This window comes from Desulfovibrio sp. ZJ746 (assembly GCF_011039155.1).
Taxonomy (GTDB): domain Bacteria; phylum Desulfobacterota; class Desulfovibrionia; order Desulfovibrionales; family Desulfovibrionaceae; genus Desulfovibrio.
On the sequence record NZ_JAAKEK010000002.1, the window covers coordinates 333,269 to 348,506 of the forward strand.

General features: G+C 67.6%; 12 protein-coding genes. 4 read left to right on the forward strand and 8 right to left on the reverse strand.

Translation table 11 applies throughout. From position 1 onward, the window contains the following. Positions 1–2: 2 nt before the first annotated feature. From G7Y54_RS05830 to G7Y54_RS05845, 4 genes are all read right to left on the reverse strand, one after another. Positions 3–893 (reverse strand): polysulfide reductase NrfD, encoded by an 891-nt coding sequence (locus G7Y54_RS05830; protein ID WP_165078341.1) that lies wholly within the window; start codon positions 891–893, stop codon positions 3–5. Then, the gene (locus G7Y54_RS05835; RefSeq protein WP_165078342.1) at positions 890–1,831 is read right to left on the reverse strand and encodes a 4Fe-4S dicluster domain-containing protein; all 942 of its coding nucleotides are present in this window, start codon (positions 1,829–1,831) and stop codon (positions 890–892) included. Before G7Y54_RS05835 ends, G7Y54_RS05830 begins: the two co-directional genes overlap by 4 nt. Positions 1,832–1,834: 3 nt before the next feature. Continuing rightward, positions 1,835–5,020: a formate dehydrogenase-N subunit alpha gene (gene fdnG / locus G7Y54_RS05840; RefSeq protein WP_165078343.1), complete on the reverse strand. Its 3,186-nt coding sequence runs from the start codon at positions 5,018–5,020 to the stop codon at positions 1,835–1,837. A 111-nt stretch (positions 5,021–5,131) separates the two neighbouring features. Then, positions 5,132–6,796 (reverse strand): FmdE family protein, encoded by a 1,665-nt coding sequence (locus tag G7Y54_RS05845; protein WP_165078344.1) that lies wholly within the window; start codon positions 6,794–6,796, stop codon positions 5,132–5,134. A gap of 159 nt (positions 6,797–6,955) precedes the next feature. Here G7Y54_RS05845 and G7Y54_RS05850 point away from each other — a divergent pair, with 159 nt between their 5' ends. Further along, positions 6,956–7,744 carry a MogA/MoaB family molybdenum cofactor biosynthesis protein gene (locus tag G7Y54_RS05850; protein WP_165078345.1) on the forward strand — a complete coding sequence of 263 codons (789 nt, stop codon included), beginning with the start codon at positions 6,956–6,958 and terminating at the stop codon, positions 7,742–7,744. Between the two features lie 6 nt (positions 7,745–7,750). Here the strand turns inward: G7Y54_RS05850 and moaC are convergent, their stop codons facing one another. Next, a complete protein-coding gene (gene moaC, locus G7Y54_RS05855; protein ID WP_165078346.1) occupies positions 7,751–8,278 on the reverse strand; it encodes a cyclic pyranopterin monophosphate synthase MoaC in 528 nt (175 codons plus the stop codon). A gap of 143 nt (positions 8,279–8,421) precedes the next feature. Here moaC and G7Y54_RS05860 point away from each other — a divergent pair, with 143 nt between their 5' ends. Next, positions 8,422–8,802 (forward strand): molybdenum cofactor biosynthesis protein MoaE, encoded by a 381-nt coding sequence (locus tag G7Y54_RS05860; protein ID WP_165078347.1) that lies wholly within the window; start codon positions 8,422–8,424, stop codon positions 8,800–8,802. A gap of 221 nt (positions 8,803–9,023) precedes the next feature. After that, positions 9,024–11,381, forward strand: a complete 2,358-nt coding sequence (locus tag G7Y54_RS05865) for a cbb3-type cytochrome c oxidase subunit I (RefSeq protein ID WP_206214907.1) — start codon at positions 9,024–9,026, stop codon at positions 11,379–11,381. A gap of 157 nt (positions 11,382–11,538) precedes the next feature. On the opposite strand, the gene moaA is transcribed toward G7Y54_RS05865, so the two are convergent. The 3 genes from moaA to G7Y54_RS05880 all read right to left on the reverse strand — a co-directional run bounded on the left by moaA (position 11,539) and on the right by G7Y54_RS05880 (position 14,339). Beyond that, positions 11,539–12,534 carry a GTP 3',8-cyclase MoaA gene (gene moaA, locus G7Y54_RS05870; protein ID WP_165078348.1) on the reverse strand — a complete coding sequence of 332 codons (996 nt, stop codon included), beginning with the start codon at positions 12,532–12,534 and terminating at the stop codon, positions 11,539–11,541. A gap of 99 nt (positions 12,535–12,633) precedes the next feature. Continuing rightward, positions 12,634–13,248: a molybdenum cofactor guanylyltransferase gene (locus G7Y54_RS05875; protein ID WP_165078349.1), complete on the reverse strand. Its 615-nt coding sequence runs from the start codon at positions 13,246–13,248 to the stop codon at positions 12,634–12,636. Positions 13,249–13,268: 20 nt separating this feature from the next. Next, on the reverse strand, positions 13,269–14,339 hold the full coding sequence (locus G7Y54_RS05880; RefSeq protein ID WP_165078350.1) for a TOBE domain-containing protein: 1,071 nt from the start codon (positions 14,337–14,339) through the stop codon (positions 13,269–13,271). A gap of 136 nt (positions 14,340–14,475) precedes the next feature. Here G7Y54_RS05880 and modA point away from each other — a divergent pair, with 136 nt between their 5' ends. After that, positions 14,476–15,234 (forward strand): molybdate ABC transporter substrate-binding protein, encoded by a 759-nt coding sequence (gene modA, locus G7Y54_RS05885; RefSeq protein WP_165078351.1) that lies wholly within the window; start codon positions 14,476–14,478, stop codon positions 15,232–15,234. The last annotated feature ends 4 nt before the right edge of the window (positions 15,235–15,238 follow it).

The following is a 15,238-nucleotide window of genomic DNA, read 5'->3' on the forward strand; positions in this document are numbered from 1 at the left end:
GCTCAGAGGGGCCGCGTGAGCCCGATGATCCAGCCGCGCTCGCAAAGCCCGGTCAAGAGCACCAGCACCCCGGCGGCGAGGATGCCCGGCTGCCCGCCCTTGCAGGCGAGCGCCGCGGCGATGATGCCGCCAACGATATAGACCATGATGAAGATAAAGGCGTTTGACCTGTGCATCCTGCGGGCGCGCGGGGCCACGTCGAGCCAGAGCAGCCAGAAGGTGCCGAAGCGGATGAGCAGCAGGATATGGAAGGGCACCATGAGCCACGCGTTGGCAATGCCCGCGCCCAGGAACACGGCGAGGCACATGTAGAGCCCGCAGCCCATGAGCAGGGAATCGCTGACCATGAAGGCCGTGAGCCAGCGCGCGTTCTTCACGCCCGGCTGCGAGGTGCAGCTGAACACGACACCCTTGTAACAGATGACCGCGGCCGCGCAGAGGGCCGCGAGCGTCGTGAACATGCGCGAGGCCATGGCCATGTGCAGCCCCACGGCGTGCGGCACGCCAAACAGCGCGGGCACCCATGTGGTGAGGATGGCGAGGAAGAGGCAGATGGCGTAGCCCGTGAGCGCCCACACGCCCACGGAGAGCGGCGAGGTGGGCCGGAACACCCGAAGCGAATGGAGGAAGCGCCACGGGTCGCCCAGGTCGGCCACCAGCAGCACGAGGTCCACCGCGAGGATGAGGAAGGCCAGGATGAGCGCGTATGGCAAAAGCCAGCCGAACACGCGCGCGGTGCCAAGCGCGGTCAGGGCGATGATGACCATGAGGCCCGAGGTCAGGTTGTTGAAGAAGGCGTCCCAGACGATGAGGCCGCGCCAGTCCGGGAAGTGCGTGAGGTCATGCAGCTCGTAGGACGAGGGCTGCCCCTTGATCCAGGTCATGTCTTTCATAGGATCGTCCCCATGAGGCAGGCCGCGACCGCGGCGCCGCACACCACGAGGGTGGCGATGCCGCGCAGATAGTCGCCGGGCATGAAGGTGGTGGGGGTCACGGGCCCGGCGGGCAGGCCGTACACCTCGGGCTTGTCCATGATGAGGTAGAAGGAATTGAGCCCGGAATACTCGGCGAAGCCGTCCGCCCCGTAGAGCCGGGCCTCGGGGTGGCCGTGCTCGTGCAAAAAGCGCATGCGCGCCCGCGCCTTTTCCAGCATGGTCTCGCGCGGGCCGAACTCGATGGCGCCTGTGGGGCAGGCCAGCTGGCAGGCAGGGGTGAGGCCGTCGCGCAGGCGGTCATAGCACTCGGCGCACTTCATGGAATGCCCGGTCTCGGGGCTCACCTCGGGCACGCCGAAGGGGCAGGCCGCCATGCACATCCGGCAGCCCATGCAGATGTCGGTCTGGTAGTACACGCCGCCGAACTCGTTGCGCATGATGGCCCCGGTGGGGCAGGCCTCATGGCAGGGCGAGGTCTGGCAATGCTTGCACTGGTCGCTCATGAAGAGCCACTGGCCGGCCTTCTCCTCCCTGAGCAGACCGTCGATGGTTCTGGGCGCGGGCCGGTTGGCGGGGTTCTCTTCGGGGAAGCGCTCGATAAACTTCACATGCCGCCAGTTTTTCGCGGAGAGGTCAAAGGTGTTGTCATAGCTGTCCCCGGACCAGCGGATGGGTTCGCTCTGGATTTGATTCCACTGCTTGCAGGCCATCTCGCAGGACTTGCAGCCGCTGCAGAGGGAAGTGTCGGTAAAATAGGCGAGCTCCTGTTCCGCGGGCCTGGGCTGGTAGCGCCGGAACAGCGCGTACACGGGGTCGAGGCGCCCGTTGGGCGCGGGCTCGCCGCCCGGATACGCGCGCTTCACAACTGCGAAGATGCGTTCTTTCAGCGAACTCATGCCTCAGCTCCTCCCTTCCGGTTGGGCCGGCCACGGGGTGTCAGGCACCGGCTTGGTCATGGATTCGGGATATTTCACGGGCTCCGGCGAGAAGTCTTCGGCAGCGGCCTCGCTCCCGGCCGTAACGCGCACCGCAAAGCCCTTGGAGGCCGGGATCAGGCCGTCCGGGGCCATGATGGCCGGGCTCAGGTCATTGGTGACGGGGTCGCAGACCACCCCCTTGTAGCCGGAATTGACGAAACCGCCGACCACGGTGGCCTCCCTGCCCTCCACCTTGCCGATGCGCAGGCGCGGGGTGATGAGCGCGCGCATCTGGAGCACCGTCCGCGCGCTCGCCACGGCGATGAGCGCCCCGGGCTGCACGCCGGCGCTTTTCGCCTGCTCCGGCGACATCTCGACAAAGCTCTGGGGCTGGAGCTGGACGAGCCACGGGATGTGGCGCGTCATGGAGCCGGAGAGCCAGTGCTCCACCATGTGGTAGGTGGTCATCACCGTGGGGAAGGCGCCGTCGCCGGGCGTGGCGATGGGGTTTTTCGGGTCGTCGATGATGTGCACGCCCGGGTCGCGGTCCTGCTTCCAGAGGGGGTTCACATAGGGCGATTCCACGGGCTCGTAATGGGCGGGGAAGGGGCCTTCCTTGATGCCATAGGGCACGAAGAGCCACGCCCGGCCGTCGGAATGCACGGTGAAGGGGTCCGCCCCGCCGAGGGCCGCGCCGCCTTTGGCGCCGGGCGCGGGCTCATAGTCGGGCGGCTTGGTCTCGTCGAATTGCGGCTTGTCGTAGCCCACCCAGCGGGCCTTGTCCGCATCCCACCAGATGAGGCGCTTCTTCTCCGACCACGGGCAGCCGTCGGGCCTCGCCGAGCAGCGGTTGTAGAGGATGCGGCTGTTGGTCGGCCAGGCGAAGCGGTAGTCAAGGTCGATCTCGTGATCCACCTCGCCCGCCTCCTCGCGCTTCATGAGGTTGTTGCCTTTGGCGTCGATGAAGCCGGAGAGCAGCCGGCAGCCGCAGGCCGTGGTGCCGTCCGCCCGCAGGTCCCCGGAACCCTGGCAGGGGGCGCCCGTGGCGATGGTGTAGCCGTTCATCTCGAAGGCCACCTTGTCCATGTCGAGGTCGTCGGGGACCGGGGGCAGCCCTGCGGCATTCACCTTGCCGGGCCCGGGGTCATAGTCCCACGTAAGGGCGCGCAGGCCCGCGTCCCGCTCCTCGCCGGAGCGCTGCGCGAGCTTCTTGAAGGCCTTGCCGAGCTGGTAGACCCACCAGCCGTCCGACCGGCACAAGCCCGGGGCCGGCTTGCAGCGCTCGTGCCACTGCATGAGGCGCTCGGTATTGGTGACGGAGCCGTCCGTCTCGAGCACCGTGGCGGCCGGCAGCAGGAAGACCTCGGTCTCGCAGTCGCTCGCCGCGTCCGGGGCCGTGGGGTCGGCGTACCAGGCGGAGGCCGTCTCGTTTTCAAAGAGGTCGCAAACCACAAGCCACTTGAGCTTGCGCACGGCGTCGCGGCTCCAGCCGGTGTTGGGATTGGTGACGGCGATGTTCTGGCCGAACACGAAGAGCCCTTCCACCTCGCCCTTGAGCATGCGCTCCATGGTCACGGTGAGCGAGTCATTGCCGGTGAGCTTCGGCATCCACTGGTAGCCGTATTCGTTCTCTTCCGTGGCGCCCTCGCCGTACCAGGCCTTGAGCAGGCTCACCATGTAGTTCGGGAGCGCCGCCCAGGAGCCGCGCTCGGCCTCCAGCTTCCACATGCCGTCCTTCTTGTCGCGCGCGGCGCTGAAGCCGTGGCCGTTAGCGAGATAGTCGGCGAGCGTGGCGTTGCCGGGCCTGGCCTCGGGCATGGGGATGTAATTGGGCAGCGCCCCGAACAGGGTGGGGATGTCCGTGGCGCCCTGCACGTTGGAGTGCCCGCGCAGGGCCAGGATGCCGCCGCCGGGGCGCCCGATGTTGCCGAGGAGCAGCTGGAGGATGGCCACGGTGCGGATGATCTGGGTGCCCGTGGAGTGCTGGGTGAAGCCCGTGGCGTAGCAGAAGGCCGTGGTCTTGTCCGGCCCGGAGTTGCGGCCCATGAACTCGGCCACCTTGATGACATCGGCCGGGCGGCAGCCACAGATGTCCGCCACGATCTCGGGCGTGTATTTCGCCACCTGATGCTTCAGGAGCTGGAACACGCAGTGCGGATCCTGCAGGGTGGGGTCGCGCTTGGGCTTTCCCCGGCTGCCGTCCGGGTTCATCTCATACTGGTAGTCCCAGGAATCGGGCTCGAGGGAATAGCTGCGCGTTTGCGGGTCCCAGCCGTTGAAGAGGCCGGCCACATCGTCAAAATGGAATCGCTCGTCAATGAGCGTGGAGGCGTTGGTGTACGCGAGCACATAGTCGCGGAACCAGAGGTCGTTCTCGAGGATGTAGCGGATGACCCCGGAAAGGAAGGCGATGTCCGTGGCCGGCCGGATGGGCACATGGTGGTCGCAGGCAGCGCTCGTGCGGGTATAGCGCGGGTCGATGTGGATGGTCGTGGCGCCCTTCTTCTTGGCCTGCATGGGCCAGTAAAAGGCCACGGGATGGGCCTCGGCCATGTTGGAGCCCATGATGACGATGCAGTCGCTGTTGAGCAGATCGCGCGGAGGGTTGGTACAGGCGCCGAAGCCGAAGGTGGGCGCGAGCGCGGCCACCGTGGTGGAGTGGCAGTAGCGGGCCGTGTTTTCCACGGGCAGGATGCCGAGGCCCCCGGTCATGAGCTTGCGAAAGAGGTAGCACTCCTCGTTGTCGTTGGCCGAGCCGCCCACAAAGCCCATGTTGTGAACGCGGTTGATGGTCATGCCCTTGTCGTCCCTGGCCACGAAGCCGCGTTCGCGCGTTGCCCAGGCGCGCTGGGCGATGGTCTCGATCATCCAGTCAAGGCTGACTTCCTTCCACTCTTTCGCGCCGGGCGCGCGGTAGAGGGGCCTGGTCGCGCGGTAGGGATTGTCGTTCAGGGCGAAGATGGTGGCGCCCTTGGGGCACTGGCGCCCCTCGTTCACCGGGCTTCTGGGGTCGCCCTCCACATCTATGAGAACGTCATCCTTGAGAAAGGCGAGCTGCGAACAGCCCACGGCGCAGTACTGGCACACCGACGAACCCACCCGTGCGCCCCTGAGGCGGCTGCACTTGAAGTGGGTGCGGGCGCTCGCCACATCCTGGATGTCGGCCATGAAGCACTCCTTGTTTGGGGCCGGGGCCCCGTTGCATATGACGTGCGTACTCTATGTCCTCGCAACAACTTGGAATACAAAAACCGTTTACAGTGCCGGCATGGCCCCCCGCTATTTGCCGAAGGGGCACTTGGGCCACGTGCAGACCTTGCAGCCCATGCAATAGCCCCCCTCGCCCATGCGCGCGGCCTCGGCGCGCGTGAAGCCGCGCCCGGCCAGCAGCCGCGGCAGCACGAGGTCAAGGAAGGTCGTCTTGGCAAACAGCGCGCAGGCCGGCACGCCCACCACCTGCATGCCGCCTTGCGCGCCCCCGGGTGTGGCGGGGATGCGCCCCACGAGGCTCATGGCCCCGGGTAGCACGGGCACGCCGTGCACGGCGTCGGTGAGGCCGGCCGCGAGCAGCACCTCGCGCGTCACGTCGTCCGGGTCCACGGACATGCCGCCCGTGGTGAGCAAAAGGTCCACGCCGGCCTCGCGCATGGCGGAAACGGCCTCGAGCATCCTTTCGCGGTCGTCGGGCACGATGTCCGTGCGCACGATGTCGCAGCCGAGGCCGGCGAGCTTGGCGGAGATGACCGGGATGAAGCGGTCCTCGATGAGGCCCTGGAAAACCTCGGTGCCGGTCACGAGGATGCCGGCTTTGGCCCGCCGCATGGGGAGCACCCGGAAGAGCGGGCCGCCTTCCAGCGCGGCGAGGGCCAGGGCAAAATTGGCGCGGGAGAGGAAGAGCGGGATGGCCCGCGTGCCCGCCACGCCCCTGCCCGCCTCCACCCTGGCCCCGTCATGGCGCGACGCGGCCATGACCTCGGGCACGAGGTTGAAGCGCAAAAGGCGCGCGGTATCCACGCAAAAAACACCGTCGATCTCGGCCTTGAAGTCGACCTTGCCCTCTTTGGGCGGGAGCTGGTAGGTGACGCCGGGGCCGGCCATGCGCCGGGCGAAGGCCTCGGCCGCCGTGTTCTCGTGGACGGCCTCCCCGGTTTCGGGGCTGTCCGTCCCCTCCTCCACCACGGCCACGCGGAAGCGGCCCATCTTCTGCAAGCGGCACACATCGCCCGCGTCGATGCGCTGGCCGGCGCGAAATTCCGGCCCCTTGAACTGCCCGGGCACGATGCGCGTCATGTCGTGGGCCGCCGTCTTGCCCACGGCCTCCTCCACGGGCACGATGCGGACGCCCCCGGGCGACGCATGCCGGGGCGCCACGCCGGCGAGGGTCTCATAGGGGGCCTCGCCCTGGCAGCCACGGCAGATGGGGCCGTCCTCCTTGGGATAGGCCTCGCCGCAGAGCGGGCAACGGACGATGCCTTCCGCGTGGCGGCGCCCCAGGAAGCGCGGCTGGATGCGCACCTTTTCAACTTTGCAGATGCTGTCGGCCGCGGCGCGGATTTCCGCCTCGAGCCGGGCGGAATCCTGCTCGCGCTTGGGTTTTTCCTTGAAGAACCAGGCGTGGAGCTCGGGCCACGCGGCCATCTTGTCCGGGTCGAGGCTCACGCGCACGCCCTCGCCCGTGTGCTTGTCGAACAGTGTCACCGCATAGCGGCCGAGGTCGAACACCTTGAGGCGCTGGTTGCCCGTGCTGCACGCCGTCAAGAGCTGCACCGCGTCCGGCAGGCACTTGGCGGACTCCGCCACGGCCTCGAAGAGCGTACCCTCGGGGAGATGGCGCTTCGCGAGCTCCACCATGTAGGCGCCCACGAGAACGCCGGGAGCGGCGTAGCCGTGAAAATTCTCGGCCAGCGAGCGGAATTCCTCAAAGGTGTAGGCGCCAATATTCACAAGCGAACTCCTTATGGGGCAAAGAGCGCACATGGCGGAACCTTGTTTCAGCAATGCGGAATGCTGTGCGGAAGATTGTAATCCATTTCGGAGAAGATTACAACAGGCTCTCTTCCTTATATGGAAAGGGTGCATTCCTGTAACGTCAGGGGGTGTGGCATGGAAATCAGGTGCAGTCCCTGCGACTGCCGGCAGGGGGAAGTCCTTGCTCTCGTGGCCGGTGAAGACGGGGCCCGGGACATCCATAGAATAGCGACGGCCTCCCTCGGGGCGCAAAAGCTCGCCGCCGGCTGGACGCTGGCCGACCCCGAAACCCCGGCAACGGCGCTTTTCCGGGTGGTGGGCCGCGCGTGGCGGGAGGACGCGGGGGGATGCGCGCGCTCGTGCCCCCTGCTTGAGGCGCTCGCGCCCGTGCGGGAGGGCGCCCCGCGCACCTTTCTCGCCGAAAAACGCGGCTTCGCCGCGGCCTGGGTCACCTTGTCGGACAAGGGGGCGGCCGGCGAACGCAAGGACGAGGCCGGCCCGCTCATAGGCGCCATGCTCGGCGAGGCCCTCCCCCTCGCCCTCTGCCGCGGCTTCCTCCTGCCGGACGAACCCGCGCTGTTGCGCGCCCTGCTTTCCGACCTCGCATTGCACCAGGGCTATGACCTCGTCTGCACCACAGGGGGCACCGGGCTTTCCCCGCGCGACAGGACGCCCGAAGCCACCGAAAAGGTGCTCGACTACCTTGTGCCCGGCATGGCGCAGGCCATGATGGCGGTGAGCCTCGCGGCCACGCCGCGCGCCGTGCTTTCGCGGGCCGTGGCCGGGGTGGCGGGGCGCTGCCTCATTCTCAACCTGCCGGGTTCGCCGCGTGCCGTGCGGGAGAACCTCGGCGCGGTGCTGCCCGCGCTTGCGCATGCGCTCGCCAAGCTCGGCGGCGATGCGGCCGACTGCGGTGAGGGGTGAACAACCTCACTCCATCGCCCGCTCAAAGCCCGGGGCGCGGAATTCGCCGCTCCTGCCGCCGTTTTTGTAGAGCAGCCGCACGCTCGTGATCACGATGTCGCGCTGCACGGCCTTGCACATGTCATAAATCACCGCCGCCGCCGTCTGCGCGGCCACGATGGCCTCCATTTCCACGCCGGTGCGCCCGGTGCAGCGGGCTTCGGCCTCGATGCGCACCCGGGGCGGCGTGTCGCCAAGCTCGAAGCGCGCGTCCACGCTGTCGAGCGGCAGGGTGTGGCAGAGCGGGATGAGCGTGGCCGTGTTCTTGGCCGCGAGGATGGCCGCAATTTTCGCGCAGGCCAGCGCGTCCCCCTTGGGGAGGGCCTTTTCCCGGAGCAACTCGAGCGTGCGGGCGGAAAGTTCCACCACGGCCTCGGCCACGGCCACGCGGCTCGTCACGGGCTTTGCGCCCACGTCCACCATGCGCGCTCGGCACCCGGCGTCAAGATGGGTGAAGCCGGCCTGTCCGCGCTCTTCCTTTTTCTTCTCCTCCATGGTCCCCCCGAAATGTCACGGTGCCTCAGTGGGCGCCGCAAGCGGCGCTGCGGCGAAAATCCGCCAGATTGCCTTCCGCGTCAAGGCGGCATACCAAGGGAAAAAGCGTGTTTTCCGAAGACCGCGCAAGAGGAGGAAAAATCATGAACGTCGATGCGATGCTTGCGGAAATCAAGGCACGCCCCGGCTTTGCCGAGCATGTGGGCATGCTGCTCGTGCATAACGGCGTGGTGCGCGGCTGGTCGCGCGCCGGGCACGAGGCGGTCTCGTCCGTCTCCATAAGGCTTGACCGCGATAAACTCGAGGCCATCCGCCGCGAAGTTGAGGGCCGGCCGGGCATCTTCGCCGCCGAGGCGCAAGGCCGCGAGGGCACGTTCCAGCCCGGGGACGACATCCTGCTGCTGGTGGTGGCCGGCGACGTGCGCGAAAACGTCCGGGCGGCCATGGAGGAATTTCTGGAGCGCGCCAAGGGCGAGGCCGTGAGCAAGCAGGAGCACCTTGCCGAGGAGCTCCCTGCGGAATAGCCGCGAAGCGCGGTCACGGCAGCCTTTCGGCCCGGCTTTGGCCCCCCGCTGGGAAGTTTTTTTGTGATAAACCCCGGTTTCGGGCGCCCCGCCTCTGTGCCAGCGCCAGGCGCTCCTGTTCCACGCCCCTCACAAGGCACTTGCAAGAGTGGGCGCAGAGGTTTATGCGGATGCCTGCCCGCTCACACGGGAAATTTTTGGAACCTGAGGGGGAAATTCTGATGTCGGCTCAGACAGGCGGCCAGTTCGGCCAGGTATTGCGTTCGCAGGAGGGCGCGGCGGGCATCTCCCGCTGGTGGATCTTCTGCCTCGCGGTGATCATGATTTTCGGCTTTACCATCCTGCTCACCATCACAGGCCTCGCCTTTGTGGAAAAACCGCCCATCCCGGCCCAGGTGACGGCGCCGGACGGCCGGCCGCTCTTCACCGCCAAGGAAATCAGGGAAGGGCAGGAGGTCTTTCTCGCCAAGGGCCTCATGAGCAACGGCACGGTGTGGGGGCACGGCTCCTATCTCGGGCCCGACTTCCCGGCGCTTACCCTGCACCGCGTGGGCGAGGTCCAGGCCGACCTGCTGGCGCGCTCCATCCACGGCAAGCCCTTTGACAGCCTCACCGAGGAGCAGCGCGACGAAATCACGGCGCTGGTGCCCGGCAAGCTGCGCGTGAACCGCTATGACGCCAAGAGCGGCACCCTCACCTTCACGCCGGCCGAGGCCATCATTTTCGAGATGAGCCCGGCGCTCTGGCGCGAATACCTGGCGAGCCCGGTGAACAACGGCGGCCTCAAGGCCAACCTCATCACCGACCCGGAGGAGCTGCGCAAGCTCTCGGCCTATTTCTCGTGGATGGCCTGGGCCAGCGTGGCGCCGCGCCCCGGCTCGGATGTGTCCTACACCAACAATTTCCCCTATGACCCGCTGGTGGGCAACCACACGCCGACGCTGGCCTTTATCTGGAGCGCCGCGAGCCTGCTCTTCCTTTTGGGCGGCATCGGCCTGGCGCTCTTCGTGCTCGGGCGCAACCCCTCGTGGGACTGGACGCCGGCGGCGCAAAAGCTGCTCCCGGCGGTGCCGGATCACCTCGTTTCCCCGAGCCAGGGGGCGCTCGTCAAGTTCGTCGTCGTGGTGGCGCTGCTTTTGCTCACGCAGACGCTCGTCGGCGGCGGCGTGGCCCACTTCAGGGCCGACCCGGGCAACTTCTACGGCTTTGACCTGAGCGTCATCTTCCCGAGCTCGCTGTTGCGCACCTGGCATTTGCAGCTCATGATCTTCTGGCTGGCCACGGGCTTCGTGGTGGGCGGGCTCTTTCTCTCGCGCGTGCTCGGCGGCAAGGAATACGACGGCGAGAAAAACCTCACCAACCTGCTCTTCGCGGCCTTCGCGGTGGTGATTTTCGGCAGCCTCCTCTGCGACTGGGGCGGCATGGTCGGCTTCTGGCCCAAGCTCACCTTCTGGCTCGGCAGTCAGGGCTGGGAATATCTCGAGATCGGCCGCTTCTGGCAGTTCCTGCTCATCGCCGGGCTGCTCGGCTGGCTCGTGCTCGTGGTGCGCAACGCGTGGCCCAGCCTGGAGAACCAGGCCACCCGGGCGCTGACCATCATGTTCCTCATCTCGGCCTTCACCATCCCCTTCTTCTACCTGCCCGCCATCTTCTATACCGGCCAGACGCACTACACCATCGTCGACACCTGGCGCTTCTGGATCATCCACCTCTGGGTGGAGGGCTTCTTCGAGCTCTTCGCCACGGCCATGGTGGCGCTCATCTTCATCGAGCTCGGCCTCGTGACCAAGCAGATGGGCCTTCGGATGATCTTCCTCGACGGCATCCTCGTGCTCACGGGCGGCATCATCGGCACCGGCCATCACTGGTACTTCTCGGGCATGGGCTCCTTCAACATGACCATGTCCGGCTGCTTCTCGGCGCTCGAGCTCGTGCCGCTGGTGCTGCTCTGCATGGAGGCCGGCCGCTTCATCAAGACCACGGAGAACCCCTACGCGAAGGCCATGGCCCTGCGCTACCGCTGGCCCCTGCGCTTCATCATGAGCGTGGGCTTTTGGAACTTCGTGGGCGCGGGCGTGTTCGGCTTCCTCATCAACATGCCGGTGGTGAGCTATTTCGAGATCGGCACCTACCTGACGCCCAACCACGGGCACGCGGCCATGTTCGGCGTGTTCGGGCTGCTCTCGCTCTCGCTCTGCCTGCTCGTGCTGCGCCAGGCCAACAGCGACGAAAGCTGGGCCCATGTGGAAAAATATGTGCGCGTCTCCTTCTGGGGCTTCAACGTGGGCCTCTTGCTGATGCTCGTGCTCTCGCTGTTGCCGGCCGGCTTCCTCCAGCTCGGCGACGTGTTCGCCAACGGCTACTGGCACGCGCGCTCGCCCGAGTTCACGCAGAGCCCGCTCATGGCCTTCATCGGCTGGCTCAGGATGCCCGCGGACCTCATCTTCATCATCTTCGGCGCCATCCCCTTCTTCATCGCGGCCCTGAAGACGTGGTCGTTCTACATCCGTGAGGGCGCGCCCAAGGATGCGGAACCCGCGGCGGAAAGCGCCGGGGAGATTGCGGAGGAAGCGAAGTAGAGGAGAGAAGAAACTGCTGCGGGCAAGGGCGCCTGCCGGCGCCCGCAGCGGAAAAACCCATAAAGCAGCGCGCATGGGGCAATCCAAGGTTGTCCCCATGCGCGCTGCTTTTTGCGAAAAAAGCGGAGTTTGCGGAGTTTATCGCCGGCGCACGGCCCTAGCCTCCGAGGGCGTTCATGGGGCGCGTGCCGCGTGGCGGGACTGCGCCGGCCTTCAGGAGCGTTTCGCCCAGGGGCCGGTCGAGGCAGGCCCGGTTGAGAACGCGGGCGATGTGTTCGTCCCCGAGGGCGCCCTTGTGCCGCAGCAGCCCGGCGAGCCGGTATTCCCGCCCGGAAAAGAGGCAGGTGCGCAGCGCCCCGTCGCTCGTGAGGCGCAGGCGGTTGCAGCGGCCGCAGGCATGGTCGCTGGCGGCGGCGATGAAGCCGATGCGTCCCTGCCCGTTCTCAAGGGCGAACATCCGCGCGGGCCCGGGGAAGGCCCCGGCCGGGGCTTCCGGCACGGGGAGAAGGCGCGCCCGGCTTTCCACAGCGGCCCGCACCTCCCCGATGGACCAGAAGAGCTCTTCACCCACCTGCCCCCCGAGCGGCATGAGCTCGATGAAGCGCACGTCCACGGGCATGGTCCTGGCCGCATGGATGAAGTCGTCCAGCTGGCCTCCGGTCACGCCGCGCAGGGCCACGGCGTTGATTTTAACACGCAGTCCGGCCCGCAGCAGCCCCTCCAGCGCGGCGAGCACCTGCGGCGCTTCGTCGCGACCCGTGATGCGGGCGAAGACCTCGCGGTCAAAGGCGTCCAGCGAGAGGTTGACCGAAGCGACGCCAAGCGCGCGCAAGAGCGGGATATGCGGCGCAAGGAGGCTGCCGTTGCTCGTGACGGCAAGTTGGAGGCCCGGGAAGCGCTTGCGCAGCATGGCAAGGAAGGCGTCGCAATCCTTGCGCATGAAGGGCTCGCCGCCGGTGACGCGCACCTTGCCGATGCCGCCCGTAACCGCGATGCCCACCACCCGCAGGATCTCCTCGTAGCGCAGGATGCGCTCGTGCGAGAGCGGGCGCTCCCTGTCGGGCTGCCGGCAATAGCTGCACTGGAAATTGCAGCGATCAGTCACGGAAACGCGCAAATAGCGCGCGGTGCGTCCGTGTCTGTCGAGAAGCATGACTTTTCCCCGGGCTCTTGCGTTGGCAAGAAAAAGCAAAAATGCGCCGGGACAGTCATAAGAGATTTTTGCGCTTTGGAAAAGGTGCGGAAATGGCGTTTATTCCCCGCACTCCAAGCCACGCAACCGCGCAAGGTCGGCCTCGGTGTTGCAGTTGAGGAAATGGGGCGCGGCTGAAGGCGGGTAGAGCACCCTCTGGAGCCGCTCCGGGGGAATCAGGCGAAAGAGGGAGCGCTCCCCGGCGGCGAGGCCGCCCTGGAGATACGGCAGCGCCGCCACCGCGTAGACGCCCACGAGCATTTCCGCCCTGCCCGTGGCCGCGCTCGCATAGACGGTGGCGAGGGCCCCGGGCGTCGCCCGGGGCGCCAGCAGGGCGGCCAGAAGCTCCCGCGTCATGAGGGGCAGGTCGCAGGCGAGGATGAGGACGCGCCGGGCCCCGTGACCTTGCGCCGCATGAAGCGCCGCCGCCACGCCGCGGGCAGGCCCCTCCCCTTCCATTTCATCCACAAGGCACGGATAGCCGGGCCGGGGGCGCCCGGGAGCACAGCACACCCAGGCCGGCGCCACGAGGCCGGCCACGAGCCGCCACGCGCGGGCGAGCAAAGTCTCGCCGGAAAGGGCGATTGCCGCCTTGTCCGTGCCCATGCGCGTGGAGCGGCCGCCGGCGAGCACGGCCCCGGCTGTTTTGGGCCACGCGCTCTCCACGATTTCCACACGTTCTCCTGAGAGGCGCCCTAGCCGGCCGCCAGAATGACCGCCGCCGGGCTGAAGACGATCGCGACTTTTTGCCCCGGCTCCCCGAGCCAGTCCACTTCGCCCGCGGGGCGCACGGCGCAGGCGAGGAGGCCGCCGTCAAGGCTGATGAGGATTTCGGCAAAGCCGTCCTCCCGGCGGAGCGAATCCACGGTTCCCGGGAGGCGGTTGAGCTCTTCGTCCGCGCCACCCGCGTTGTCCGCCGGGCGCACCTCGATCCACAAGGCCTTGACCGCCCCGCTCACGATGACGCCCGGGGCGAGCCCCATGGCGCGGAGGCTGCGGCTCGTGATGCGCGCCCGCACTTCCAGCCCCGAAGCGGTGGCAAAGGCCACGTCGGCCAAAAGCCCCATGGGCCGCACCCGGGTGATGCGGCCGCGAAAATGGTTGCGCGCGCTCGAGCGCGCGCGCCCCTGAATGCGCTCGCGCAGCAGCGCTTGCGCCGCGTCCGCGTCAAAGCGCACGAGGCTCTTCTTTTCCGCGGCCTCCCGGCCGAGGAACATGTCCACCAGAGCGGGCTGCAGGCCGGCGGCCACGAGCTCGAGGCCACGGTGGCGGCGCAGCTCGCGCGCGGTGAAAAGCTCTGGCGCGAGGCCGCAGGCCCGGGCGCACTGGGCGAGGCCGCGGCGCACGCGGCTCGCGTCGCAGAGGAAGGGCAGGGGCAGCTCCCGGCCCTCCCACGATGCCCACAGGCTGCCGAGCTTCCGGGCCACTGCCGGCGGGAGCGGCACTTCCCGCGCCGTGCCTGTCCCACTGCCGGGCACCCGCAGCAGGCCGCGCCCGAAGTCCAGAGAGCCCCCGCGAAGCCGGAAAATTTCCACCAGCCTGAGGCCCGCGTGGCGCAGCAGCATGAAGATGAACCACAGCCGCACGCGGGGATGCCGGAGCCTCGGCTGCGCCCTGGCATAGAGCCTTTCCTCGAGCCAGAGCTCGGCGGCCGCAAGCTGGGCCTCGGTGAGCCCAGCCGAGGGCACGGCGCCCGGCTGGGCCCTGGGTGGATTTGGCGCGGGCGCGGGCGCCTCCACGCCGGAGGGGGCCTCCCGCGTATCCATCCTTCCCCCTTCCCCGTCATGGTTCATGCGCTCCCCCCGCCGCATGGGCGCGTTTTGGTCAAAAGTGTGCCCATGTTGCGCGGGCGCCGCAACAGGATACTCTCTGGAAAAAGTATTTTCCAGCAAGGAGGGAGCCATGAAAAAACCTGTGGGGCGTTTTTTGCGCGTCGCGGCGGGGGTGCTGCTCGCCGCCAGCGTGGCCGCCAACGCCCAGGCGGCGGAGATGACGGTCTCGGCAGCGGCCAGTCTCACCGACGCCTTTGGCGAGATGAAGGCCCTCTTTGAAAAGACGCATCCGGGGCTTCACGTCAACACCAACTTTGCCGCCTCAAACCCGCTGCTCAAGCAGCTTGAGGAAGGGGCGCCCGCCGATGTCTTCGCCTCGGCCGACCAGCAGACCATGGACAAGGCCGTGGCGGCCAAGGTGGTGGACCCGGCCACGCGGCGCGACTTCGCCCTCAATGACCTTGTACTCATCGTGCCCAAGGGCGCCAAAAAGCCCGCGAGCCTTGAAGACCTGAAAGGCATGAAGCGCATCGCCATCGGCAACCCGGATTCCGTGCCCGCCGGCCGCTACACGCGCGACGCCCTCACGGCCGCCGGCCTGTGGGAGGCGCTACTTCCCGAATGCGTCCTGGCGGCCAGCGTGCGCCAGGCGCTCGGCTATGTGGCGCGCGGCGAGGCCGACGCCGGCTTCGTCTACCGCACCGACGCCCAGCAGATGGGCGACAAGGTGGACATCGCCCTGGTGGTCGGCGACCATGTGCCCGTGCTCTATCCCATAGCCGTGGCGACCCCGGGCGCCAACCCCAAGGCCGGGCAGGAATTCATCGATTTCGTGCTCTCGCCCGAGGGCCAGCAGGTGCTCGCCCGCTACGGCTTCTCCAAGCCTTAAGGGC